This is a genomic window from Candidiatus Paracoxiella cheracis, from assembly GCF_049348705.1.
GTDB lineage: Bacteria > Pseudomonadota > Gammaproteobacteria > Coxiellales > Coxiellaceae > Paracoxiella > Paracoxiella cheracis.
In genome coordinates this window covers 2,064,821-2,087,729 of sequence record NZ_CP186485.1, presented here as the reverse complement: position 1 = coordinate 2,087,729, position 22,909 = coordinate 2,064,821, and the positions used below count along the sequence as shown (strand labels likewise).

The 22,909-nt window shown below is 44.7% G+C and carries 25 protein-coding genes, 1 other RNA gene and 1 riboswitch; of the genes, 14 read left to right on the top strand and 12 right to left on the bottom strand.

Translation table 11 applies throughout. The features are described from left to right. Positions 1 to 10: 10 nt before the first annotated feature. Positions 11 to 1,086, bottom strand: a protein-coding gene (locus tag ACJMKR_RS10970) for an IS3 family transposase (RefSeq protein WP_423062317.1) whose coding sequence is annotated in 2 segments (ribosomal slippage) — positions 11 to 837 and positions 837 to 1,086 — 1,077 coding nt in all. Because the reading frame shifts where the segments join, the coding sequence is not laid out codon by codon here. Positions 1,087 to 1,490: 404 nt separating this feature from the next. On the opposite strand from ACJMKR_RS10970, the gene ACJMKR_RS10965 reads away from it, so the two are divergent. From ACJMKR_RS10965 to gcvPB, 5 genes are all read left to right on the top strand, one after another. Then, the gene (locus ACJMKR_RS10965) at positions 1,491 to 2,729 is read left to right on the top strand and encodes an ATP-binding protein (RefSeq protein ID WP_423063084.1); all 1,239 of its coding nucleotides are present in this window, start codon (positions 1,491 to 1,493) and stop codon (positions 2,727 to 2,729) included. 130 nt (positions 2,730 to 2,859) lie between these two features. Further along, positions 2,860 to 3,945 carry a glycine cleavage system aminomethyltransferase GcvT gene (gene gcvT / locus ACJMKR_RS10960; protein WP_423063083.1) on the top strand — a complete coding sequence of 362 codons (1,086 nt, stop codon included), beginning with the start codon at positions 2,860 to 2,862 and terminating at the stop codon, positions 3,943 to 3,945. A 14-nt stretch (positions 3,946 to 3,959) separates the two neighbouring features. After that, positions 3,960 to 4,349 (top strand): glycine cleavage system protein GcvH, encoded by a 390-nt coding sequence (gene gcvH / locus ACJMKR_RS10955; RefSeq protein ID WP_423063082.1) that lies wholly within the window; start codon positions 3,960 to 3,962, stop codon positions 4,347 to 4,349. Between the two features lie 2 nt (positions 4,350 to 4,351). Further along, positions 4,352 to 5,707: an aminomethyl-transferring glycine dehydrogenase subunit GcvPA gene (gene gcvPA, locus ACJMKR_RS10950; protein WP_423063081.1), complete on the top strand. Its 1,356-nt coding sequence runs from the start codon at positions 4,352 to 4,354 to the stop codon at positions 5,705 to 5,707. Between the two features lie 33 nt (positions 5,708 to 5,740). After that, positions 5,741 to 7,240, top strand: coding sequence for an aminomethyl-transferring glycine dehydrogenase subunit GcvPB (gcvPB, locus tag ACJMKR_RS10945; RefSeq protein ID WP_423063080.1), 1,500 nt, complete (start codon positions 5,741 to 5,743; stop codon positions 7,238 to 7,240). A gap of 12 nt (positions 7,241 to 7,252) precedes the next feature. Here gcvPB and dapB read toward each other — a convergent pair whose 3' ends face one another. Both dapB and ACJMKR_RS10935 read right to left on the bottom strand, forming a co-directional pair. Then, positions 7,253 to 7,972: a 4-hydroxy-tetrahydrodipicolinate reductase gene (dapB, locus tag ACJMKR_RS10940; RefSeq protein ID WP_423063079.1), complete on the bottom strand. Its 720-nt coding sequence runs from the start codon at positions 7,970 to 7,972 to the stop codon at positions 7,253 to 7,255. Positions 7,973 to 7,984: 12 nt separating this feature from the next. Then, positions 7,985 to 8,563 (bottom strand): superoxide dismutase, encoded by a 579-nt coding sequence (locus ACJMKR_RS10935; RefSeq protein WP_423063078.1) that lies wholly within the window; start codon positions 8,561 to 8,563, stop codon positions 7,985 to 7,987. 168 nt (positions 8,564 to 8,731) lie between these two features. Between ACJMKR_RS10935 and ACJMKR_RS10930 the strand changes: the two genes are divergently transcribed. Together ACJMKR_RS10930 and ACJMKR_RS10925 are read left to right on the top strand one after the other, a co-directional pair. After that, positions 8,732 to 9,337, top strand: a complete 606-nt coding sequence (locus ACJMKR_RS10930; RefSeq protein WP_423063077.1) for a peroxiredoxin — start codon at positions 8,732 to 8,734, stop codon at positions 9,335 to 9,337. 142 nt (positions 9,338 to 9,479) lie between these two features. Further along, positions 9,480 to 9,881: a hypothetical protein gene (locus tag ACJMKR_RS10925; RefSeq protein WP_423063076.1), complete on the top strand. Its 402-nt coding sequence runs from the start codon at positions 9,480 to 9,482 to the stop codon at positions 9,879 to 9,881. A gap of 145 nt (positions 9,882 to 10,026) precedes the next feature. Here ACJMKR_RS10925 and rnt read toward each other — a convergent pair whose 3' ends face one another. Next, on the bottom strand, positions 10,027 to 10,647 hold the full coding sequence (gene rnt / locus ACJMKR_RS10920) for a ribonuclease T (RefSeq protein ID WP_423064247.1): 621 nt from the start codon (positions 10,645 to 10,647) through the stop codon (positions 10,027 to 10,029). A gap of 2 nt (positions 10,648 to 10,649) precedes the next feature. Beyond that, a complete protein-coding gene (pyrC, locus tag ACJMKR_RS10915; protein ID WP_423063075.1) occupies positions 10,650 to 11,681 on the bottom strand; it encodes a dihydroorotase in 1,032 nt (343 codons plus the stop codon). 140 nt (positions 11,682 to 11,821) lie between these two features. On the opposite strand from pyrC, the gene ACJMKR_RS10910 reads away from it, so the two are divergent. Then, complete coding sequence (locus tag ACJMKR_RS10910) at positions 11,822 to 13,570, top strand: LbtU family siderophore porin (protein WP_423064246.1); 1,749 nt, start codon at positions 11,822 to 11,824, stop codon at positions 13,568 to 13,570. A gap of 4 nt (positions 13,571 to 13,574) precedes the next feature. Here ACJMKR_RS10910 and ACJMKR_RS10905 read toward each other — a convergent pair whose 3' ends face one another. The 4 genes from ACJMKR_RS10905 to metG are packed head-to-tail and all read right to left on the bottom strand — an operon-like array spanning position 13,575 to position 16,921. Next, a complete protein-coding gene (locus tag ACJMKR_RS10905) occupies positions 13,575 to 14,006 on the bottom strand; it encodes a DUF1841 family protein (RefSeq protein ID WP_423063074.1) in 432 nt (143 codons plus the stop codon). Next, a complete protein-coding gene (gene nth / locus ACJMKR_RS10900) occupies positions 14,003 to 14,644 on the bottom strand; it encodes an endonuclease III (protein ID WP_423063073.1) in 642 nt (213 codons plus the stop codon). Before nth ends, ACJMKR_RS10905 begins: the two co-directional genes overlap by 4 nt. Then, entirely contained in the window at positions 14,641 to 15,282 is a 642-nt protein-coding gene (locus tag ACJMKR_RS10895) for an RnfABCDGE type electron transport complex subunit B (RefSeq protein ID WP_423063072.1), read from the bottom strand. Before ACJMKR_RS10895 ends, nth begins: the two co-directional genes overlap by 4 nt. Positions 15,283 to 15,289: 7 nt before the next feature. Beyond that, positions 15,290 to 16,921: a methionine--tRNA ligase gene (metG, locus tag ACJMKR_RS10890; RefSeq protein ID WP_423063071.1), complete on the bottom strand. Its 1,632-nt coding sequence runs from the start codon at positions 16,919 to 16,921 to the stop codon at positions 15,290 to 15,292. Positions 16,922 to 16,980: 59 nt separating this feature from the next. Here metG and apbC point away from each other — a divergent pair, with 59 nt between their 5' ends. Continuing rightward, a complete protein-coding gene (gene apbC / locus ACJMKR_RS10885) occupies positions 16,981 to 18,042 on the top strand; it encodes an iron-sulfur cluster carrier protein ApbC (protein ID WP_423063070.1) in 1,062 nt (353 codons plus the stop codon). Between the two features lie 15 nt (positions 18,043 to 18,057). Then, positions 18,058 to 18,624, top strand: a complete 567-nt coding sequence (gene dcd / locus ACJMKR_RS10880; RefSeq protein WP_423063069.1) for a dCTP deaminase — start codon at positions 18,058 to 18,060, stop codon at positions 18,622 to 18,624. Positions 18,625 to 18,646: 22 nt separating this feature from the next. Here dcd and ACJMKR_RS10875 read toward each other — a convergent pair whose 3' ends face one another. From ACJMKR_RS10875 to ACJMKR_RS10865, 3 genes are all read right to left on the bottom strand, one after another. Then, positions 18,647 to 18,964, bottom strand: a complete 318-nt coding sequence (locus ACJMKR_RS10875; protein WP_423063068.1) for a helix-turn-helix transcriptional regulator — start codon at positions 18,962 to 18,964, stop codon at positions 18,647 to 18,649. A 171-nt stretch (positions 18,965 to 19,135) separates the two neighbouring features. Continuing rightward, positions 19,136 to 19,258 carry a hypothetical protein gene (locus ACJMKR_RS10870; protein ID WP_423063067.1) on the bottom strand — a complete coding sequence of 41 codons (123 nt, stop codon included), beginning with the start codon at positions 19,256 to 19,258 and terminating at the stop codon, positions 19,136 to 19,138. A 98-nt stretch (positions 19,259 to 19,356) separates the two neighbouring features. Beyond that, positions 19,357 to 19,488 carry a hypothetical protein gene (locus ACJMKR_RS10865; RefSeq protein WP_423063066.1) on the bottom strand — a complete coding sequence of 44 codons (132 nt, stop codon included), beginning with the start codon at positions 19,486 to 19,488 and terminating at the stop codon, positions 19,357 to 19,359. A gap of 157 nt (positions 19,489 to 19,645) precedes the next feature. After that, a riboswitch (SAM riboswitch) is annotated at positions 19,646 to 19,724 on the top strand. Positions 19,725 to 19,744: 20 nt separating this feature from the next. Between ACJMKR_RS10865 and ACJMKR_RS10860 the strand changes: the two genes are divergently transcribed. The 4 genes from ACJMKR_RS10860 (at position 19,745) to rnpB (ending at position 22,794) form a co-directional block, all read left to right on the top strand. Next, on the top strand, positions 19,745 to 20,884 hold the full coding sequence (locus tag ACJMKR_RS10860) for a methionine ABC transporter ATP-binding protein (RefSeq protein WP_423063065.1): 1,140 nt from the start codon (positions 19,745 to 19,747) through the stop codon (positions 20,882 to 20,884). Further along, positions 20,853 to 21,512 (top strand): methionine ABC transporter permease, encoded by a 660-nt coding sequence (locus ACJMKR_RS10855; RefSeq protein WP_423063064.1) that lies wholly within the window; start codon positions 20,853 to 20,855, stop codon positions 21,510 to 21,512. The genes ACJMKR_RS10860 and ACJMKR_RS10855 overlap by 32 nt, the downstream gene beginning before the upstream one ends. Before the next feature lie 37 nt (positions 21,513 to 21,549). Next, complete coding sequence (locus ACJMKR_RS10850) at positions 21,550 to 22,353, top strand: MetQ/NlpA family ABC transporter substrate-binding protein (protein ID WP_423063063.1); 804 nt, start codon at positions 21,550 to 21,552, stop codon at positions 22,351 to 22,353. A gap of 28 nt (positions 22,354 to 22,381) precedes the next feature. After that, positions 22,382 to 22,794: RNase P RNA component class A (gene rnpB / locus ACJMKR_RS10845), an RNA gene on the top strand. The last annotated feature ends 115 nt before the right edge of the window (positions 22,795 to 22,909 follow it).

Sequence of the window (22,909 nt, the reverse complement as noted above, 5' to 3'; positions counted from 1 at the left end):
GATATTCATGTTAAGCAGCCTGTTTCGCAAATTCAATAGGCGGCATATAATTTAATGAACTGTGTGGTCTTTTAGTATTGTAGTGCTTTCTCCATTGGTTGATTTCATGTCGGGCTTCTTCAATTGAACGAAACCAGTGTTGATTTAAACATTCGTTGCGGAACTTGCCATTTAAGCTTTCAACAAACGCATTCTGAGTTGGCTTTCCAGGTTGAATGAAAGCAAGCTTGGTTTTGTTTTCCCTGGACCAAAAGAACATTGCTTTGCTTGTAAACTCTGTACCATTATCACAAACAATTTGTTTTGGCAGCCTGCGTTGCTCACTAAGCTCTGCTAGGAAGCGTGCCACCTGACGTCCTGATATAGAAAATGCTGTTAGCTGGCCAATAAGTTCACGATTAAAATCATCGATAATGTTTAGCACACGAAAACGCCTTCCATTGGCCAGCTGATCGTAAACAAAATCCATCGACCAACGCTCATTTCTCTGAGTCGGTGATGACATCACTAATCGTAGTCGCTGTATTTTTTTACGCTTTTTTGTACGCACCTGGAGCTTTTCTTCTTTGTAAATCCGGTAGGTTTTTTTCTTATTCATGACAAGCCCCTCTGCTTTTAAGAGGCTGTGAAGCATTAAATAACCATACCGAGAATACTGAGCTGCCAATTCTTTTAATCGAGCTCTAATCAACTCGTCTCGTCGCTTTTTGGGTCCGTAACGGTAAGCCGTTCGACTTAGCCCGACTAGCTTGCAGGCCATTCGTTCACTCAGCTTAAAGGCGCTCATTAAGTGACAAACAACCTGCTTCTTGCTAGCAGGCGTTACCACTTTTTTGAAACAACATCCTTGAGCGCTTCATTTTCTAACATCTTTTCAGCCAGCAGCTTTTTTAACTTATTGTTCTCGGACTCCAGCTCTCGCAGGCGCTTAGCTTCGTTAACCTCTAGGCCAGCATACTTGCTACGCCAATTGTAAAAAGTACCGCCAGATATGCCTAAGCGACGGCACAGGTCTTCCACCTTAGCGCCACTTTCATGCTCTTTGATCGCTTTAATGATTTGTTCTTCTGTATAACGTTTTTTCATGTTGAGATCTCCTCGGTCGTAGAATAATTGGAAATCTCATCCATGTCATGGTGTTAAGTTTGGGGGAAAGGTCAACTTCTAACCAATTAAAATGTTCTGGATCTGGATTGTTACGCATTTCAAAATCTCCCTATTTTTTTAATTATGAATTATGAAAAAGTATAGATAAGCAGTCATAAAATACAACGAGAAAAAACTTAACTGGGCATTAAAAGTTTCTCTAAAAGGCTATGCTGTTTAAGAGCCCTGGGAGGGCGAGTCAGGCTGACAACTTCTCCCCGAGAGCCCGCTGGGAGGGAATTGGTGTACAATTGTGCAATTATTTGAATAGCTTAGGTGTATCAGTGAAGAGCAATCATCGGGTTTTTTTTAAGAGTCGCTTATCTCGTCAGACTTTCTGGATCTTGCTGCTGGGTATCCTGCTCATTGGCTGTGCTGCCATATCGGTATTTGGCACATACCTGGTTTACGGCCGAAACAAAATCGATAAAATCTGGGTGGCAAACGAAATCGTTCGCGATGTCCATATTGCGAAAGTCTTGCCGGCCTCAGAATTATTGCCGCATACCATTCGTCAACTCAATTGGCCGGGTGTTCACGTTTCGATGAACCCGCACCCGCTACCGCGCTCACACATCATTCAAACGCCCAACGCTAAGTGGATACGCCGCTATGTTCACCAACATCCGTTCGATTTAAAAATGAGCATGCAGTTGCCAAATGGTCAATGGCTAAATATTCACGCACATCGGTTCGAACACAAATGGTTTTTGGCAGGAATGATAGTTTCTTTGGCAGCGTTACTCGTCGGTTTAATCTTGTTGTGCTTGTGGGCCGTGAAGCGTTTGGGTATTCCGATGCGATCGTTTACCGAGGCAGCAAAGCGATTTGGTGTGGATGTGCAAGCACCACCGATGGCATTGGATGGCCCACCCGAAATGCAAGAAGTCATCCAAGCGTTTAACGAAATGCAAAATCGTATTCGCCGATTATTACACGATCGTACTCAAATGCTGGCGGCGATTTCACATGACTTGCGAACACCAATCACGCGCTTGCAACTCCGTGCGGAATATTTAAAGGACACGAATCAATATGAAAAAGCGGTGGCTGATTTGCAAGAAATGGCGCACATGATTTCATCGATATTATCGTTTGCACGTGATTATGTTCGTAGCGAAAACATGGAGCGATTTGATCTGAGTGCCTTGTTGGAATCGGTGTGTGATGAACTGGTTGATGTGGGTCACAGCGTTGAATACAGCAGTGAAATGAATCGCTTACCTTATTTTGGACGAATCGGAGCACTAAAGCGAGCCTTTAGCAACTTAATCGAAAATGGCATTAAATATGGCGATAAAGTCAGTGTATCATTGAAGCAAAATGGAAAAGATATACAAATTAAGATCGTCGATGAGGGTCCTGGCATTCCTGAAGATCAATTTGAAAAAGTATTTGCGCCATTTTATCGTGTGGATCCATCGCGATCCCCGAAAAAAAGCGGAACTGGATTGGGATTGGCGGTGGCGCGAGATATCATTCGTGCTCATGGGGGTGAAATCACATTATTTAACCGTGATCCCCGCGGGCTCATCGTACTGGTCTCCTTGCCGCTTCAAAACGATGACAAAAGCGTCTCTTGAAATTCTTTTCCCTTCGCACTTTCCTCTTTGCCGCAATGGAGGGCGATTTAAATAGATTTCGAGATGTGCCTACAAGATGCTTTAATTGCTGACCCTGTTGCCGCTATAATCTGCGTCTAAGGAGATGCGTATGTTAAAGCAGACACCACTTTATAAACAACACGTGAAGGCGGGAGCAAAACTCGTTGATTTTGCGGGATGGGCAATGCCACTGCACTATGGTTCCCAAATCGAAGAGCATCATTATGTGCGCCAAGGGGCCGGTATTTTTGATGTATCGCACATGGGCGTTATCGATGTAGAAGGTGATGATGGGACTTACTTTTTACGCTATCTACTGGCTAACGATGTACAGAAATTAAATGAACCGGGTCGCGCACTATATACCTGTATGTTAAATGAGCAAGGTGGTGTCATCGATGATTTGCTGGTTTATCGAGTGGGCGAAAATTACTACCGTATTGTGGTGAATGCTGCTACACGTGACAAAGACTTTGCTTGGTTTGAAAAACAGAGTGAATTATTTGATGTTGTTGTCGAGGAACGACCCGACCTGACCATCATCGCGCTGCAAGGTCCAAAAGCGATGGAGATTGCAGCAAAGGTTTTTGATGCAGCGACCTTAAAGCGGCTGCACGAACTAAAACCATTTCGATTTATTATGAACGGCGAAAGATTAATCGCACGCACTGGATACACGGGTGAGGATGGCTTAGAGATTATTTCGCCTGCAAAATCAGCCGTGGTACTTTGGAAGCAATTTGTTCATGCAGGAGCTAAACCCTGCGGCTTGGGTGCACGAGATACGTTGCGGTTAGAGGCGGGGTTAAATCTTTACGGCTCTGATATGGATGAAGCGACGAGTCCGTTAACGTCAAACCTAGCATGGACAGTATGTTGGCGTGATGCAGATCGCGATTTTATTGGTCGCGCTGCGCTACAAAAACAAATTGAAACTGGTGTGAAAGAGCAGTTAGTGGGATTGATAATGGAGCAACCCGGTGTTTTGCGCGACCATCAAAAGGTAAGGATTGATGGCGATGGTGAGGGTGAAATTACAAGTGGTGGATTTTCTCCGACACTTGGTCATGCGATTGCTTTGGCGCGTGTGCCGGTTGATAGTGGTCATGAAGGAAAAATCGAACGACGTGGGCAACAAATCCCGGTGAAAATTATAAAGCCGCCGTTTGTTCGCCATGGTGAAAAACAATTTTAGTCTAGGAGAAAGAAATGGCAGAGTTCCCAAAAGAGTTGCGTTACAGTGATAGCCACGAATGGGTTCGCGTTGACGATGACGATGTGATTACCGTTGGCATAACCGATCATGCACAATCACAATTAGGTGATTTGGTGTTTGTAGAATTGCCGGATGCCGATGCACATATTGAAGCAGGTGATGAAGCGGCTGTTGTTGAATCTGTGAAAACGGCAGCAGATGTTTATAGTCCCGTGACAGGCGAAGTGATTGAAGTAAATGAGGCGCTACAAAGTGACCCTGCATTGGTAAATCATGATCCGTATGGCGATGGTTGGCTGTTTCGTGTAAAAGTAGATGATATCGATGAAATAAAAACACTGTTGGATGCTGAAAGTTATGAAGCAAAAGTGACCGAGGATTAATAATGCCATTTATTCCGCACACTCCTGATGATATTAAAGCGATGCTAGCTGCGATCGGCGTGCATGAAATAGAGCAATTGTTCGATGAAATTCCAAAAGGTTTGCCTCGTGCAACATTATCACGGGTTCCCGATGGTTTAAGCGAACAAGCCGTTTCACGATTAATGATGGCGCGCAGCCCCGAGGCAAAACCGGGGTCATGTTTTATGGGTGCGGGAGCTTACGAGCATTTTATTCCTGCGGCGGTGTGGGAAATTGCGACGCGCGGTGAATTTTATACGGCCTATACGCCGTATCAAGCGGAAGCGAGCCAAGGCAGTTTGCAATTAATTTATGAATATCAAACCATGATGGCCGAATTGATGGGCATGGATGTGTCGAATGCTTCTTTATACGATGGTGGGTCGGCGTTAGCAGAAGCAGCGTTAATGGCTGTTCGCATTAAACGCAGCAAAGCAACGCGAATTTTAGTGCCGAGTTGCGTTCATCCATTTTATCGCAAAGTGCTCCACACTATTTTGGGGCAACAAGGTATTGAAATTGAAGCGGTGCCATTTGCTCTGCAACAAGGTGTGGTGAGCACGGAGCAATTAGCAAATATTAATCCGGAAGGGGCTGCTGCATTAATTATACCGCAACCCAATTTTTTTGGTTGTTTGGAAGATGTCGATGCGTTAACTGATTGGGCACATGCGCACGATATTTTAGTGATTGCTTGTGTGAATCCTACAGCGATGGCACTTTTAAAAGCGCCAGGTTCTTGGGGTGAAACGGGTGCCGATATTGCTTGCGGCGAGGGTCAGCCTTTAGGTGTGCCGTTGGCCTCGGGTGGTCCTTATTTTGGTTTTATGTGTTGCCGCAAAGAATTTGTGCGCCAGTTGCCCGGCAGAATTGTGGGTCGCACGCATGACGCGCAGGGCCGCGAAGGTTTTACGTTAACCTTGCAAGCACGCGAACAGCATATTCGTCGTGCTAAGGCCACTTCAAATATTTGCACGAATCAAGGGTTAGTCGTCGTCGCGGCGACGATATATATGAGTTTGTTGGGCGCGCAGGGTTTGCGTGAAGTGGCTTTGGCTTCGCATCATAAGGCGCGTCAATTATTTCAAGAGCTGACAGCTATTAATGGCGTGACACCAGTATTTTCACGGCCGATTTTTCATGAGTTTGTGATTCAATCAACAACGCCCACAGAAAAACTATTAAAAGATTTATCGGACTTAGGTATTCAGGCCGGGTTTGATTTACACCATGAATATCCTGAATTAAAAAATGCCTTGTTAGTTTGCGTGACGGAAACTAAAACCGAAGAAGATTTGCAACGTTATCGAGACAGTTTGGTCGCGGTATTGAAATAGGGTTTGGAGAACATAAATAATTTAGGTGACAGTATGCTGATTTTTGAAAAATCTCAACAACATCGCCGCGCCGTTGCGCAGGCTGTTAAAACAGCTCATGATGCTAATGACATTCCAAGTTCATTGTTGCGTCAGGAGCCTCCGTGTCTGCCCGAGTTATCTGAGCTCGAAGTTGTGAGGCATTTTACCAATTTATCCACTCAGAATTTTTCAATCGACACTAATTTTTATCCGTTAGGCTCGTGTACGATGAAATATAATCCGCGTGCTGCAAATAAGTTAGCATCTTTGCCTGGATTTTTATCGCGTCATCCTTTGTCGGATGTCTATCATAGCCAAGGTTTTCTGCAATGCCTGCATGAACTGCAAGATATGTTGGTTGATATTACCGGCATGAAAAAAATCTGTTTGGCCTCGATGGCCGGTGCGCAAGGTGAGTTTGCAGGTGTTGCGATGATTAAAGCTTATCATCAAAAAAGAGGCGATGATGCGCGTGTCGAAATGATCGTGCCGGATGCTGCTCACGGTACTAATCCTGCATCGGCCGCTATGTGTGGTTTTAAAGTGCGGGAACTTCCAACCACAAAAGAAGGCGATGTTGATTTAGAAAAATTAAAAGCGATGGTTGGCCCACAAACGGCTGGCATTATGCTGACAAATCCTTCCACGTTGGGTGTTTTTGAGCGCAAAATCCAAGATATTGCAAAAATCATTCATGATGCGGGTGGCTTGCTTTATTACGATGGCGCCAATTTAAATGCAATTTTAGGAAAGTATCGACCGGGTGATATGGGTTTTGATGTCATTCATTTAAATCTACATAAAACATTCGCAACGCCACACGGTGGCGGTGGTCCTGGTGCAGGTCCCGTTGCGGCTAACGAACGACTCGCCGAGTTTTTACCCGTGCCAATGGTCGGTCATAATAACGACTATTATCACTGGCTCACCGAAAAAGATTGTCCGCATACAATCGGCCGACTCTCGGCATTTATGGGCAACGCTGGCGTTTTATTGCGTGCTTATATTTATATTCGTTTGTTGGGCAGGGAAGGTTTGGAACGTGTTGCCGAATTTTCATCGCTCAACGCAAATTATGTCATGAAGCGCTTGGAGTCATTAGGGTTTAAGCTCGCTTTTCCGACACGCCGTGCATCACATGAATTTATCGTTACATTAAAATCATTAGCGAAGGCCAACGGTGTGACCGCTTTAGATGTTGCAAAACGATTAATCGATTATGGCATTCATCCGCCGACGATTTATTTTCCATTATTGGTTCCAGAATGCTTATTAATTGAGCCTACCGAAACTGAAAGCAAGCAAGAGTTAGATCGCTTTATCGATGTCATGCAGAAAATATTGCGTGAGGCTGAAAGTGATTCAGATGTATTGCACAATGCGCCGCATACTCGATCTATCGGCCGCCTCGATGAGGTTAAGGCTGCGCGTGAGTTAGATTTGAGATGGCAGCCTAAGAATGTTGCTGCTGAAACAAAACTACCGAACTCGACACAAGACGTTTATTCATAAGACTCGTGAAAATCACAAGATAGTTTCGAGGCCGTAAACAAGATGGTCGAGTTGCATCACTTTATGGCAAGCAAGAATGACGCCAGGCATGATGGAATTACGATCGAGACCGTCGTGACGAATAGTTAACAACTGCCCGTCATCGCCAAAAATAACGGATTGCGTGGAAAATAATCCGGGTAAGCGAACCGAGTGAATTGGAGCGCCGTGGTCAGAGTCTCCGCGTGCGCGATCTTTGGAAGGAGCATTTTTTTTATCGGTTTGCACTTTGCGAATCATTTGTGCTGTTTTAATTGCAGTGCCTGAGGGTGCATCTAATTTGTGTTGATGATGCATTTCGATAATTTCAACATCGTGAAAATAGCGCGCGGCGTCTTCTGCATATTTCATCATTAAAACAGCGCCGATTGAAAAATTAGGCGCGATGATGCCGCCCAATTTTTTTGCCTGACATTCTTTTTGAAGGGTTTCTACTTGCTCCATCGTCAACCCTGTCGTGCCAATGACGGGTCTTGCGTCTGCGGCAATAATAGTCTGTGCGTTCGTGAAGACCGACTGCGGTGTGGTGAAGTCGACCACCACATCCGCTTTCGTTTTTTCAATCGTTTTAGCAAGATCATCGTCTCGATCGATGCCAGCCGCTAATTCTAGATCGGGTTCTTTCTCGATAGCCGCTTTAGTGATAGCGCCCATTTTTCCGCGAACACCGTTGACGATGACTTTGATGCTCATACTATTTGTGCCTCAGGCAAAATTCTTAACGACAAAATCCCAGTTCACCAAGTTCCAGAAGTTGCTGACATATTTGGGCCTGTCGTTTCGAGTATCAATATAGTAGGTATGCTCCCAAACATCACAGGTTAACAATGGTGTTTTGTGATCTGTCATGGGATTGCCTGCATTTAAGGTTTGTAACACTTCCAGTTTCCCATGTTTGTTTTTGACTAACCAAGCCCAGCCTGAGCCAAACTGTGTGAGAGCGGCGTTGGTGAATTCTTCTTTAAATTTATTGAAAGAGCCGAAAGTCTCATCAATAGCTGCGGCTAATGCGTCATAAGGATCACCACCACCTTGGGGGCTCATGCAGTGCCAGTAGAACGTATGGTTCCAGACCTGGGCAGCGTTATTAAAAATTCCCCCGTCGGATTTCATGATGATTTCTTCTAAAGGCATGCCCTCAAATTTAGTGCCAGGCACTAAGGCATTGAGCTTGTTGACGTAAGCCCGATGGTGCTTGCCGTAGTGATATTCCAGGGTTTCTTGAGAAATGTAGGGTTCGAGGGCGTTCAGGGCGTAGGGCAATTCGGGTAGTTCAAAAGCCATGCGGGTTTCTCCTTGTTTGATAGATAGTCGCTCGAATACTGCACGATACCGCATAATGGGGTCAATTTCTAGGTTGCGATCGCCTTGCGGCAGGCTTCTGGGATTAGTATCATTGACAAATGGTCTAAATAGGACTAAATTAGTACTACTTTAAAACCGGAGGTAAATATGGCTGTATTAGTTGGTCGCGAAGCGCCCGATTTCACGGTCCCTGCTGTCAAGGCAAATGGGGATATCGTAAATAACTTTAATTTGAACGAAGCCTTAAATGGCAAGTATGGTTTAATTTTCTTCTATCCATTGGATTTCACATTCGTGTGTCCTTCAGAGCTAATCGCATTGGATCATGCTATTGATGAATTTCAGAGTCGTGGCGTAGAAGTCATCGCTGTCTCTATCGATTCACAGTTCACGCATAATGCTTGGCGCAAGACGCCAGTTGAAAAAGGCGGCATTGGTCCCGTGCGTTACACTTTAGCGGCCGATGTTAACCACAACATTTGTCGTAGCTATGGTGTTGAGCATCCTGAGGCAGGTGTTGCATTGCGCGGTGCTTTCCTTATCGATAAAGAGGGTGTTGTGCGTTCACAAATCGTTAACGACTTACCCTTAGGTCGCAACATGCGCGAACTCATTCGCTTGATCGATGCGTTACAATACACCGAAAAACATGGTGAAGTTTGTCCGGCTAACTGGAAAAAAGGTGATGCGGGTATGCAAGCCTCTCCTGATGGTGTGGCAAAATATCTTGCAGAAAACGCAGATCAATTGTAATTGATTCGATGTTACTAAGACGGCGGATATATTCCGCCGTTTTTTTAGAGCTATTTATCCTTTCAAAAAAAACCTACTTACATTAATTCAAATATTGATTATACTTTTCACTTTCTATTAATGGACAAGTGGAGACAAGATCATGCCTAGACAAAAGAATTCAAGTAACGATGTACGTGATTTACAAAAACAAGTGACAAAATTGCAGCAAGAACTATCAGCTCTTGAGGCGCAACGTTTGGCCGATATCGAAGCTGCTGCAGAAGCAGGTTATGAATTAGGCTTTATTGAAGCGGAAGAAAAAGAGCTGCGCCGAGCGCAAGCTATTGCTGATGCAATTGTGGCGTTTGAAAAATCATACGAGAGCAAAGCGAAATCAAATAAAGCTTCTGTCGCGAAGAAAGCTGCAAAAGCTCCGAAGGCTTCGAAGGGTCGCCCAGCTAAACGTAAAAAACGGGCTAAAAAAGCAGAGGCGTCTACAGCACCTGCTGCTGAACTTCCTTCTGTACACGTTCCAGAAACAGGCGAAGTAGCTATTAATTAGAACGGCTGTTTGCTTGTCGGAAAAGGAATTGCAATTGCTTGCCAATATGAGAAGGAGTCTATGTTTTTTGGGAAGTGTCTCGAAAAGACGGACTCCTTCTCTTTGCTACAATTGAAATTCCTTCATAGCTCTGCCCAAACATCCTCTAATCTCCAATCCCTATTTTGTTTGCGATAAGGCAGAATAATTCTGCTGTTTTCTTCGCATCATAAATGGCGGAATGTGCTTCGTTTTTATCGAAAGTAATGCCAGCAGCATGAAGCGCTCGGGCTAAAATGGTATTGGAATAAACCATACCGGCAAGTGTTGCGGTATCAAAGCAAGTAAAAGCATGAAAAGGCGTCTTTTTTATCTTGCAGCGTTTGTTAGCGGCTTGGATAAAGCTCAGGTCAAAGTGAGCGTTATGTCCGACTAACACGGCGCGTCGACATTCGTGTTTTTTTACCGCTCGACTGACGAACTGATACAAATTCTCGAGTGCTTTCTTTTCGTCAATTGCAAATCGAAAAGGGTGATAGGGATCGATCTTGTTAATTTCGAGTGCGGCTGGGTCTAAATTGGCGCCCTCAAAGGGCATGACATGACAAGCGAACAACTCGCCCGGTCGCAATTTGCCGTGTTCATCACACTCCACTAATACGGCAGCGATTTCTAAAAGGGCGTCCTTTAAAGGATGAACGCCCGCTGTTTCGACATCGATCACGACGGGGTAATAACCGCCAAAACGATTTTTGATTGGGTATTGTTGATTGTTGTTATCGGTCATGACTATTTGATCTGCCAATTAAGGGTCTTGCCTGCCATCAATGGTATCAATGTTTCATTTCCGTAGGGTAGTGATTTTGGAACTTGCCAGGGTTTTCGAATTAAAGTGATCGTGTCTTTGTTTTTCGGCAATTGATAAAAATCAGGGCCGAACCGAGATGCAAAGCCTTCTAATTTATCAAGTGCTTGATGCTGATCGAAAATCTCGGCGTACACCTCAAGTGCAACGAGGGCATTGTAAATACCGGCAGGCCCACAGCAAGATTCTTTTGCCGATTGGGCATGGGGCGCGCTGTCGGTACCCAAAAAGAACTTTGGATTTCCAGATATGGCCGCCGCAATTAAAGCTTGTTGATCTGACGAGCGTTTTACCACGGGTAAACAATAGTGATAGGGGTGAATTCCACTCACTAAGATATCGTTGCGATTTAACAACAAATGATGTGGCGTGATGGTGGCAGCAAGATTATCGGGCCCATCTTTAACGAAATCTACCCCTATTTCGCTTGAGACGTGCTCTAAAACAATGCGGAGTTTCGGAAAATCTTTGAGCAACGGACTCAGAACGTTTTTGATAAAGACGGCTTCGCGATCAAAAATATCGACGGCTGGGTCAATCACTTCGCCGTGAATTAATAGTAGTATGCCAGCTTCTTGCATCGCGGCAAGTGCTGGATAAATATTTTTGATAGAGCGAACTCCCTTTGACGACTGAAATGTAGCGCCCGCAGGGTAGAGTTTGCAGGCTTTAATAATTCCCGAGCGCTTAGCCTCTTTGATGATCTGCGGCGAAGTTTCATCGGTAAGATAAAGTGTCATCAGTGGCGTGAATGAATGATGATCAGGCATATTTTCTTCAATGCGTTTTAAGTAAGCGTGAGCACTGTCAGCCGTTTTTATGGGTGGTGACAAATTTGGCATGACAATAATGCGCTTAAATCGACCTGCCATATCGGCGACTGTGCGCTCAAGATATTCCTGGTCGCGTAAATGGCAGTGCCAATCGTCTGGATGGATAAGAGTAATTTCATTCATAAGATTATAGTCAACTCTATTTTTACCCAAATTGTAGCAAAACTTCATGAAGCCGTGTATATTGATTGTCCCTTCTGCTTGAGGATAGCACTCTCATGGAGCGGTAAGGATACTAAACAAGGAGTCCCATTGTGAGGCGAATGACCCGACCGTGTTTCGCGGTGGTGGCGTTGGTTTTCTGTTGTTCCAGTTATGCCGTCACATCCGAATCACCTTCTTCAAAAGCATTACAAAAAGAAGTTTATCAAATCAGAGCGCAAGAAAAACAATTGCAACAAGAAGTGCGTGCGCTAGAAAGTCAATTGCAACAAAAAGCAAAAAAACAAAAGAAAAAACGGCATCAGGTTGCGCTACCGGAACCGCAGCATCATACAAAAGTAGTAAAGACAGCAAAAACAGCGCCTCAAAATCCAACTCATCTTAAGCCTGCAGTTCGAGATGCCACAGCTCGTTTACCAGGAAGACGTCGCTTTAATTATCCGCTTGATATCACCGTTGCGACGACGCCATCCGGGCGTAAATTTATAGGTAAGGCCCCTTATGGCTATTTTAGCGCAGAACGATTTAAACATGGAATTACTGTGACAACATCGCCTTTGTTGGGATTGAAGTCAGTCTATAATGCGGCTGATTTATTGTATCAATATCCTTCTATGAATGAAGACTTAATTTTATTGCAACAAAAGGGGTCGTTTGAAAATCTTTTGGAGCAAGTTGGTGATTCGCTAGCCAATCGTGCCATCATTGTGATTAGCGGGGGACTCGAAGGGCAAATCATCACAAACCGGGGGTTTAATGGCCGTTCCCAAGGCGATATTAATCTTAGCACTTCACAGCTCGATATATTAGCGATGATGAGTCGATGGGCAAACGGCTTTTTTTCGCTAAATTATGATGACTCTGCGCCGTCGACGGGAAGCCGGGTTGAAAATTCACGTATTTATTTAAGTCGTGGATTTTTAACCATTGGTAATCTCAACGTTATTCCGATGTATTTTACGATCGGACAGATGTATTTGCCCTTTGGTAAATATTCCAGCGCGATGTTAACGACACCGTTAACAGAATCCTTGGCTCGGATCTTGGCGCGTTCTGCTTTGCTGGGCTATTATAAAAAGGGTTTTTATGCAGAAGCTTACGGTTATGAAGGTTCTAAAGTCTCGGGTGTTCGCAACGCCTTTGCTGAAGGCGGTGTTAACATGGGGTACCAAACGATAAATTTAAAGAATGTTAATATTGATGCTGGCATAGGTTGGGTCACAAATATAGCTGATTCCGAAGGTATACAATCCAATGGGCTTGAACAGAACCTCAATAATGTATTGGTGGGAGGTGCGGTCATCACAGCGCCGACGCAATTTGCGGGATTTGGTGACACCGCTGGGGCTAATGCCTTGGAACATCGTATTCCCGGGTTGGATGTGCATACCGAATTTAGTTATAAAGATTTTACAATAATGGGAGAGTATATTACGGCGTTGCGGCGGTTTGCTCCGGAAGATTTAACATTTAATCCTTTATTTTTGGGGCCGCCGTTTCCTCGTCCCGGTGCAAGCATTGGGGCCATGCAGCTTGAAGCCGATTACACCATTTCCGTGCGGAACAAACCGATTGTGTTTGCGCTCACATATGGTCGCACATGGCAAGCCTTGGCGTTGAATTTACCCGAGTACAGTTGGGCGTTTATCATTAGCGCGTCGATTTGGAAAAATACAATGTTCGGTATTGAATATCGTCGTGATCAAGATTATGCATTTGATACCACAGCGAGTGGTAGTGTTGTTGGTACGACGGCAACAAGTCCACCTGCAGCATCGGCACTCCCCGTGCCAAATGGTACGGGTCGGCAACGCAACATGATTACCGTCCAGTTCGGTGCTTATTTTTAAGAGGCTAGCTGCGGAGCAATTGATTTAATTGCTCTAAATACTGTTTTTCATCAGGCAGCGTTCCATTGCGTTGAGCTTCCCAAATTAATTTGGCCATAACATCCATCATCAAATGTTCTGCACGATGAGCGTCATCGAGTTGGTGAGAGAGGCTTTGATAAATTTGCTGGATTCCGGCAGGGCGATCGGTGTGAATTTGCTCTAACAAACTTAAATGTAGTCCCATGTGTAGAAAGGGGTTGACATCGGTTGAATAATCTTGAAACAGAGTATCAGGGTTATTCAATTCGGGATGATATTCGGGATGATATTCGGGGTGCGCCTGAATCACATGCACAATTTGATTTTCGAGTGCGCTGAGTGGTGTGTCGATTTTATATTTATTCCAAGCATCAAAGAAAACTTGCCGGATTTCATTGCGTGTATTGTCCGTCATTGTTTGTTCACCGTTTTGTTGGGGTATTCACATAAATCATTGATAAAACATTCTGGACATTTCGGCTTTCGTGCCACACAAATGTAGCGCCCGTGTAATATTAACCAGTGATGTGCATCGGCGAGGTATTCTTTCGGGACTACTTTTAATAATGCTTTTTCAACAGCGAGTGGTGTTTTACCGGGTGCAATACGGGTTCGGTTGGCAACCCGAAAGATATGTGTATCAACGGCGATTGTTTCGTGGCCAAAGGCCGTATTTAAAATAACATTTGCCGTTTTGCGTCCAACACCGGGTAGGGCTTCGAGTGCTTCGCGAGTTTGCGGTACTTTTGAATCGTGTTGTTCAATTAAAATTTTGCAGGTTTTAATGATGTTTTTGGCTTTGGTGTTGTAAAGCCCGATCGTTTTAATATGTTTTTTTAGGCCGTCTTCGCCAAGTGCTAGGATTTTTTTCGGCGTGTTCGCAACTTTATATAATGTTTTTGTAGCCTTGTTGACGCTGACATCGGTTGCTTGCGCCGATAGGATCACAGAAATTAATAATTCAAATTCGGAATTAAAGACGAGTTCAGTAGTTGGTTTGTGATTATGCGCTTTGAAGCGTTTAAAAATTTCCTCGCGTTTGGCTTGATTCATTTAACGTTCCTATTATCTAGGCGTTTAGCTCGCGCGCGGGAAACGGCGGCTTGAATAGCTGCCTTGCGTGCGCTCAGTGTTTGATTTCCTGGATTTCCTAATTTTGCGACGGTGTGTTTTTGCTGGCGTTCTTGTTTGTCACGTTCCAAGCGATTATTGCGCTGTTCATAGCGATCTCGCCATTCGGAGGCTTTTGCTTTTTTCTCATCTTGGCTTCGCGCTGTAATTTCCACCATATCAATGCAGTCGACGGGACAAGGTTCCAGACATAATTCGCAACCCGTGCAGGCATCGCTGATGACGGTATGCATTAATTTTCCAGCACCCAAAATAGCATCGGTTGGGCATGCTTGAATGCATTTCGTGCAGCCGATGCATTCGTCTTCACGAATGACTGCTAAGGAAGCTGGTTTCGCTTTTTGCTTCATCTCAGCAATGAAAGGGCTGGAGTCTTGATGGGTTAATTCGGCGAGAGGAATCAGCGTTTCAACACCACCCGGTGGGCAGCGATCAATGCGTTCATCATTTTCAATGATGGCTGTTGCATACGGGCGACAGCCATCGTAGTCGCATAACCCACACTGTGTTTGCGGGAGCAGTTGATCAATGTGTTCGATGTTAATTGCTTTTGGTTTCATCGTTTTTTTATTGGGTTAGTTCTTCGATGGCTTCTTTGGGGACACGTTGCATTAATGGCGTAAAAGGGTTGATGGTGTGTGCAATCAGCGCTTCGTTGATGTTGTCCCAATTTAATTCGGGAATATTTAAAAAAGCTTCCACGTTTTTAGCGGTTGCAGGCAAAATCGGTTTTAAATAGGTTGTTAAGACTTTAAATAAACTCAATCCTTGCGTGCACACGGCTTGCACCTGGTCATCGTTTGCTGGATCCTTCGCCAATGCCCATGGTTTTTGCTGATCGATGTATTGGTTAGCACGATTGGCGAGCGCCATGATCGTTCGAATTGCTTTGTTATAATTTAATTGCTCAAAACAGTCTGCAATCTCATCACCTGCGCTAACAAATTCATGGAATAATTCGGGTTCAGGTAAGTTGTTTGCTAGTTTGCCGGCGAATTTTTTGGTAATGAATCCGGCGCAACGGCTTGCGAGGTTCACGTATTTTCCGACTAAATCAGAATTAACACGTTGTGCAAAGTCTTCTAAGTTTAAATCGATGTCTTCGACTTGGGGGTTTAATTTTGCCGCGAAATAATAGCGCAGGTACTCTGGGTTTAATAACTGCAAATAACGCTGCGCGGTGATAAAGGTGCCGCGGGATTTCGACATCTTTTGACCGTTGATCGTGAGATAGCCATGGACATAAACGGCTGTTGGCATGCGAAATCCTGCGCCATGCAGCATGGCGGGCCAAAAGAGCGCGTGAAAATAAACGATGTCTTTACCGACAAAATGATAGAGTTCGGCTTTGCTGTCTTTTCCCCAATATTTATCAAAGTCGATGGCAGGATTTTTTTTAATTAAATTCTTAAGGCTCGCCATGTAGCCAACTGGTGCATCGAGCCAAACATAAAAATATTTTCCTGGTGCATCGGGAATTTCAAAGCCAAAATAGGGTGCATCGCGAGAAATGTCCCAGGGCTTTAATCCATCTTGAAACCATTCTTGCAATTTATTAGCGATTTGTTTTTGCAAGTGGCCGCCATTGATCCATTCTTTTAATAAGTCGCTATATTTATCGAGCGCAAAGAAAAAGTGTTCGGATTCTTTTTCAATGGGCTTTGCACCGGAGAGTGCAGACGTTGGATTTTTTAATTCGGTTGGGCTGTAGGTTGCGCCGCAGACTTCGCAGACATCCCCGTATTGATCTTTAGCGCCACAACGTGGGCACTCGCCTCGAATAAAACGATCGGGAAGAAAAATATTTTCAATGGGATCAAATGCTTGTGAAATGGTTTTCGTAAAAATATCGCCGCGCGCTTTTAGCTGTTTATAAATGAATTCGGCTAACTCACGATTTTCGGATGAATGAGTCGTGTAAAAATTATCAAAATTAACAAGAAATGATGTGAAGTCGCGTAAGTGTTCTACCTGCATGTTAGCAACGAGCTCTTCCGGTGAGATGCCTTGCTTGGCGGCTGAGAGCATGATGGGGGTGCCGTGGGCATCATCACCGCAGATGAACAAGCAGTTGTTGCCGCGCAGGCGTTGGAAACGCACCCAAATATCGGCCTGAATGTATTCCACCAGATGGCCTAAATGGATGGAGCCATTCGCGTAGGGCAGGGCTGCCGTGACGAGTATGTTGCGTGTTGTCATGGGATATTCTTCATCTCTGTGAGTCACTGGATGTGACATTATGCTAAAATGCCTACCCTATGACAAATATGACAGAAACCGCTATCAAAGAATTGCTGCGCGAATGGGTGAGCCCCAAGGTCATCAAGCATATTGCGATCCATAATACGATGGTTTTGCTTGATATTGAGCTGGGGTATCCCTTAGCCTATGCGCAGCGTGTGCAGTTGAGCGTGCATATTCAGCAGTCGCTACTGAAGTTATGCGGCATCGATCGTGTTGAGATGAACCTCACTTGGAAAGTAAAAGCCCATGCGGTCCAAGCGGGTCTCAAGGGGATTGACGGGGTTAAGAACGTTATCGCCATTGGCTCAGGCAAAGATGGAGTTGGAAAATCTACCACAACCGTCAACCTTGCGTTGGCCTTATCGAGCCTCGGTGCACGTGTCGGCATTTTAGATGCTGATATTTATGGGCCCAATCAGCCCCAAATGTTGGGTGTGCAGCAAAAGCCTGAATGGCGAGAGAATAAAAAAATTGCACCGGTTGTGGCTCACGGTATTCAATCCATGTCGATCGGTTACCTTATCGATATCAACACACCGATGATTTGGCGCGGCCCGATGGTGAGCAAGGCGCTGCAACAGTTATTGCACGATACTGTCTGGGATAACCTCGATTATCTTTTCATCGATTTGCCACCGGGTACGGGAGATGTTCAACTCACTTTGGTGCAAAAAGTGCCGCTTTGCGGTGCGGTTATTGTGACAACGCCGCAAGATGTCGCGCTATTGGATGCGCGCAAGGGCTTGGAGATGTTCAATAAAGTGAAGGTGCCGGTGCTTGGAGTTGTCGAAAATATGTCGACCCATATTTGTTCGGCATGTGGAGATGAGGAAGCAATTTTTGGAACGGGTGGTGGTGAGCGCATGTCGAAGGAATGTGGTGTGCCATTGTTAGGGCGATTGCCGCTCGATAAAACAATTCGCGAGGATGCCGATGGTGGTCATCCGACAGTTGTTGCGCATCCTCATGATGAAGTAGCACAGCGTTATCGTGAAACAGCGCAGTGCTTGGCAGAAAAATTATCCTTGCAAGGCCTGAACTATGCCGTAAAATTCCCGAAGATTGTGATTGAATAATGAAGGAGAGCAATCGTGTCCATTAAATCTGACAAATGGATCCGACGCATGGCGATCGAGCACAACATGATTTCGCCGTTTGAGCCAAATCAGGTGCGTGAGAATGCTGGCGGAAAAATCGTTTCCTACGGTACGTCGAGTTATGGCTACGATGTACGCTGTGCCGATGAGTTTAAAGTGTTTACGAATATTTATTCAGCGGTTGTTGATCCGAAAAACTTCGATCCCAATAGCTTTCAGGATGTTAAAACGAATGTTTGCATCATCCCGCCGAATTCCTTTGTATTAGCACGGACGGTTGAATATTTTAGAATCCCGCGCAATGTTTTAACGATATGCCTTGGTAAATCAACCTATGCACGTTGCGGCATTATTGTGAATGTCACGCCGCTGGAGCCGGAATGGGAAGGGCATGTGACACTCGAATTTTCAAATACCACGAACTTGCCCGCTAAAATCTATGCGAACGAAGGAGTCGCGCAAATGCTCTTTTTAGAATCTGATGAAGTTTGTGAAACTTCTTATAAAGATCGCGGTGGCAAGTATCAAGGGCAGCGTGGTGTGACACTGCCGGTTACCTGAGGTTCGTTTGCCACATTTGTATTCAGGCAGCTTTTCTAACTTCTACTTCAAAGCGGAGTCCTTCTCGATTTACTGCATCTTGAAGGGCTAACCGAATAAATTGCTCTTCTGAATAACCCAGTTTTTTTGCTAAATTCGCTGCTTTTTTTAAGCTTAATCCTCGTCGGTTATGTTCAAGATCACACAGATATTGACGCGATAATCCGATTCGTTTTGCAAAAGCAGTCTGACTCTCTTCTTCGCATTCGCGAATAGACCATAATACATTGCCTAACGTTAATTTCTTGCCTGAGATTGTTTCTAACAAAGTAAGACTTTTTTCGGATCGTTTAGTATTCATGTTTATTTACCTCCATGATTTTAGCGATATGAATAAGGCCACTGGTATCAATAAGATAAATAGCCCGATAAGCTTTATTCAATCGTATTGAGCGTTGGCCTTGCCTTTTTCCTTTTCAAAGACTCGTCATGAAACCCTGGGATCTTTCGAACTTTTGAAAGGCCTTGATGTTTAACAAAGTCTATCCACGTTCGATGCGCGCCATGGAGAGCGAAGCGAAGGCGCGTATTCCGCGGTAGGCTCGGATTTTTTGCCGAGCGTAAGCGACTGCAAAAAATCTTTACGAGCCGTCAAGTCATTTGAGAGCCCGTGCGTAGTCGAGCCGTGAGGTCGCGGAGCGCGGGCGACGAGGACGTCCGCGGCTATTTAAGTTGTCGCGTATTGCGAGTCGATTATTGACAGGGATGGCAATAATCTATCACGAGCATCGCGACACGCTTGTGGAGCTTTAGCACAATATAAGCTGGTAACGTTCGAAGCTGTTTTTCAGCTTGTTTGGTTACAGCAACCTCAAAAATTTCCATACCAGGCCTCTTAAAAGTACCCTTAAAGAGGGTACATCGAGCAACTAAATTTGTCAATATTTTAGGCATTCATTATGGCCAAGCCAGAAGATTCTGAATAGGTACTTAAGGATCCCGCCCGCAGTTGCGCGAATTTCAACGATATTGTAAACTCAGATCGTAATTTTGCGCCGATTTGAGCAATCAGCTTGCGGGCGCTTAAGAAATGCAGCTAAAGCGGAAGAGGCAAACCACCGACTTTAGCGGTGGTTTTTTTTTGCATTTTTTTGGTATTTCCGCTTTCAAACGCTCGCTTATTGTCAGGTGCAGATTTGTTCGAGCCATCTTTGAAATTGTAAAAATGATTGAGTTAAAAAACGTTACTAAAAGTTATCATTCGAAACACGCCACGGTTGAGGCACTCTCAGATATTAACCTCAAGGTGAACGCAGGCGAGATTTTTGGCGTCATTGGAAAAAGTGGGGCTGGGAAAAGCACATTGATCCGCTGCGTTAATTTGCTTGAGCGCCCAACAAGCGGTGAGGTCGTCGTGAATGGTCAAGAGCTCACAGCGTTGTCGCAAAAACAATTACGCCTGGCGCGTCATCATATCGGCATGGTTTTTCAACATTTTAATTTATTGAACACTCGCACGGTTTATCAGAATGTGGCATTTCCACTCGAATTACTTGGTGTGAAAAAGCAGGAAATCGAAAGACGCGTCATGCCATTGCTGGAATTAACGGGACTTGAGCAGAAAGCAAAAGTTTATCCCAGTCGTTTGAGTGGTGGACAAAAACAACGTGTTGCCATCGCGCGTGCGGTCGCAACTGACCCTAAAGTTTTGTTATGTGATGAAATGACATCCGCGCTCGACCCGGAAACAACCGCTTCTATTTTGCAATTAATTAAAGATATTAATCGAAAACTAAATTTGTCGATCTTATTAATTACCCACGAAATGGATGTGATTAAGGCGATTGCTGATTATGTGGCGGTTTTGGATCACGGTAAAAGCATAGAGCAAAGTGACGTCGCTACTCTTTTTAAGCAGCCTAAGACGGCTGTAGCAAAGCGTTTAACGCAATCTGCTTTGAAGGTAAATTTGCCGCAATCCTTGCAGGATAAATTATTGCATGATCCAATTGCAGAGGGATACACGTTGCTTCGCATTGATTTTCTCGGGGAAACAGCAGCCGAGCCTATCATTAACGCGTTGATTAAAAAATATGATGTAAATATTAATATTTTGCAGGCAAGTTTAGAGCTTGTTCACGATGAAACAGTCGGAGTCATGCTGGTTGCTACTGACTCAAGCGATGAAAAAATTCAGGCAGGAGCACATTTTTTACGGGAAAAAGGTTTGGATGTTCAGGTGTTAGGTTATGTCTCAAGAAATGATTGGCTTTATCATTGATGCATTTTGGCAAACGTTAGAGATGGTGTTTATCTCTGGCGTTATTGCAGTTTTGATTGGGCTGCCGCTCGGTGTTATTTTATTTACGACGCAAAAAAATCAATTATTAGCGCGTCCAAATTTACATCGCATTTTAGCCGCCATCGTGAATGCGATGCGCTCAATTCCCTTTATTATTTTGATGGTGGCGATTATTCCGTTAACCCGATTTATTGTCGGCACATCGATCGGTACCATTGCAGCCATTGTGCCGTTGAGTTTATCGGCAATTCCGTTTTTTGCGCGCTTAACCGAAACAGCGTTAAGTGAAGTATCATCTGGATTAATCGAAGCATCGCAAGCGATGGGGGCTTCACCGTTTCAAATTATTTATAAAGTGTTAATTCCTGAAGCGCTGCCAAACTTAGTGCGCAGCATTACCTTGATGGCAGTAACATTGGTCGGTTATTCAGCAATGGCGGGAGCCGTTGGTGGTGGTGGATTGGGTGATTTAGCGATACGCTATGGTTATGAACGATTTGAAGTGAATGTGATGATTATCACGGTGGTGGTATTAATTGCGTTGGTACAGTTGATGCAGTATTCGGGGGATTGGATAGCCGAGCGAATTTCGCATTTTAAAAATTAAATTAAAATTTCTAAAATACGCTAAAAGGGGAGAAGAAATGTTAAAGAAAATATTAATAATTTCTGTGTTGCTCGTGGCAGGGTTAGCGCTTGCTGCTTGTCACAGTAAAGAAGCAAAAAATACCATCAAGGTAGGGACTATTGCAGGGCCTGAAACACAGCTAATGGACGTTGCTATAAAAGTTGCGAAAAAGCGCTATGGGTTGAATGTTGTTGATGTGCCTTTTTCGGATTACAACACACCGAATGAAGCGCTGAACGATGGCAGTCTCGATGCAAATATGTTTCAACATGTGCCGTATTTAAATGCACAAATCAAAGCGCATGGTTATAAAATTGTACCTATCGGAAAAACGTTCGTGTATCCGATGGGTATTTACTCCAAAAAAATTACGTCATTGTCGCAGCTTAAAGAGGGCGATAAAGTTGCCATTCCTAATGACCCAAGCAATGAGGCACGCGCATTATTGCTGTTGCAAAAAGCAAAATTAATTCGCTTGAAACCGGGGGCAGGTTTCAATGCAACGCCGATCGATATTGCAAGCAACCCGAAACATTTACAATTTGTAGAATTGGGTGCTGCGCAATTGCCTCGGTCGTTAAGCGATGTAACCATTGCGGCGATCAATACAAACTATGCGATTCCGGCTGGACTCTCGCCTGCCAAAGATGCATTCTTCGTTGAAGGTCCAGATTCGCCCTATGCAAATATCGTCGCGGCGCGCGAGGAAAATAAAAACGATCCGCGGTTAAAGGAGCTTGTGGAGGCCTTGCACTCGCAAGAAGTATTAAAAGCGGCTAAGCACATTTTTGGTGATGGTGCGATTGCGGCCTGGTGCTAGGCGTTAGGAAACGAGTATACTATAGAGTAGAGCCAGCTAAACAGTCGCTTCGACGCAGGCAAGCAGTTAACCAATTGGGGCTGTTTTGTTACGTTGGGGAGGAAAGTCCGGGCTCCAAAGGGCAGGGTGCCAGGTAACTCCTGGGAGGTGCAAGCCTACGGCAAGTGCAACAGAAAATATACCGCCATGCTTTATTTTATAGAGCAGGGTAAGGTTGAAATGGTGCGGTAAGAGCGCACCGCGTTGGTGGTAACATCAATGGCAAGGTAAACCCCACCCGGAGCAAGGCCAAATAGGAATCCAGTGCGGCCCGCATAGTGGATTCGGGTAGGCTGCTATGAGTCCGCTGAATTTGACGGCGGATTCTGAGATGCGTGGCGACGCGTATCCTAGATAGATGACTGTTCTCGACAGAACCCGGCTTATCGGCTGGCTCATTTTTTTTAATTCTTTTCAATAGGTATCTTTCCAGTAAAAAATTCAGTGGGCGTGTCGAGACGAGAGGTGTGTTTGCTTGTCTGAAAAAGCCCACTCGGAGTATAATTCGCGCTAACTG

Coding starts and splice junctions, on each gene's coding strand:
- ACJMKR_RS10850 (WP_423063063.1), top strand. CDS start 21,550: ATGTTAAAGAAAATATTAATAATTTCTGTGTTGCTCGTGGCAGGGTTA.
- rnt (WP_423064247.1), bottom strand. CDS start 10,647: ATGACCGATAACAACAATCAACAATACCCAATCAAAAATCGTTTTGGC.
- ACJMKR_RS10910 (WP_423064246.1), top strand. CDS start 11,822: ATGACCCGACCGTGTTTCGCGGTGGTGGCGTTGGTTTTCTGTTGTTCC.
- ACJMKR_RS10930 (WP_423063077.1), top strand. CDS start 8,732: ATGGCTGTATTAGTTGGTCGCGAAGCGCCCGATTTCACGGTCCCTGCT.
- apbC (WP_423063070.1), top strand. CDS start 16,981: ATGACAAATATGACAGAAACCGCTATCAAAGAATTGCTGCGCGAATGG.
- dapB (WP_423063079.1), bottom strand. CDS start 7,972: ATGAGCATCAAAGTCATCGTCAACGGTGTTCGCGGAAAAATGGGCGCT.
- nth (WP_423063073.1), bottom strand. CDS start 14,644: ATGAATCAAGCCAAACGCGAGGAAATTTTTAAACGCTTCAAAGCGCAT.
- ACJMKR_RS10865 (WP_423063066.1), bottom strand. CDS start 19,488: ATGGAAATTTTTGAGGTTGCTGTAACCAAACAAGCTGAAAAACAGCTT.
- pyrC (WP_423063075.1), bottom strand. CDS start 11,681: ATGAATGAAATTACTCTTATCCATCCAGACGATTGGCACTGCCATTTA.
- ACJMKR_RS10905 (WP_423063074.1), bottom strand. CDS start 14,006: ATGACGGACAATACACGCAATGAAATCCGGCAAGTTTTCTTTGATGCT.
- ACJMKR_RS10895 (WP_423063072.1), bottom strand. CDS start 15,282: ATGAAACCAAAAGCAATTAACATCGAACACATTGATCAACTGCTCCCG.
- ACJMKR_RS10935 (WP_423063078.1), bottom strand. CDS start 8,563: ATGGCTTTTGAACTACCCGAATTGCCCTACGCCCTGAACGCCCTCGAA.
- ACJMKR_RS10855 (WP_423063064.1), top strand. CDS start 20,853: ATGTCTCAAGAAATGATTGGCTTTATCATTGATGCATTTTGGCAAACG.
- metG (WP_423063071.1), bottom strand. CDS start 16,921: ATGACAACACGCAACATACTCGTCACGGCAGCCCTGCCCTACGCGAAT.
- gcvT (WP_423063083.1), top strand. CDS start 2,860: ATGTTAAAGCAGACACCACTTTATAAACAACACGTGAAGGCGGGAGCA.
- ACJMKR_RS10875 (WP_423063068.1), bottom strand. CDS start 18,964: ATGAATACTAAACGATCCGAAAAAAGTCTTACTTTGTTAGAAACAATC.
- gcvPB (WP_423063080.1), top strand. CDS start 5,741: ATGCTGATTTTTGAAAAATCTCAACAACATCGCCGCGCCGTTGCGCAG.
- gcvH (WP_423063082.1), top strand. CDS start 3,960: ATGGCAGAGTTCCCAAAAGAGTTGCGTTACAGTGATAGCCACGAATGG.
- gcvPA (WP_423063081.1), top strand. CDS start 4,352: ATGCCATTTATTCCGCACACTCCTGATGATATTAAAGCGATGCTAGCT.
- ACJMKR_RS10925 (WP_423063076.1), top strand. CDS start 9,480: ATGCCTAGACAAAAGAATTCAAGTAACGATGTACGTGATTTACAAAAA.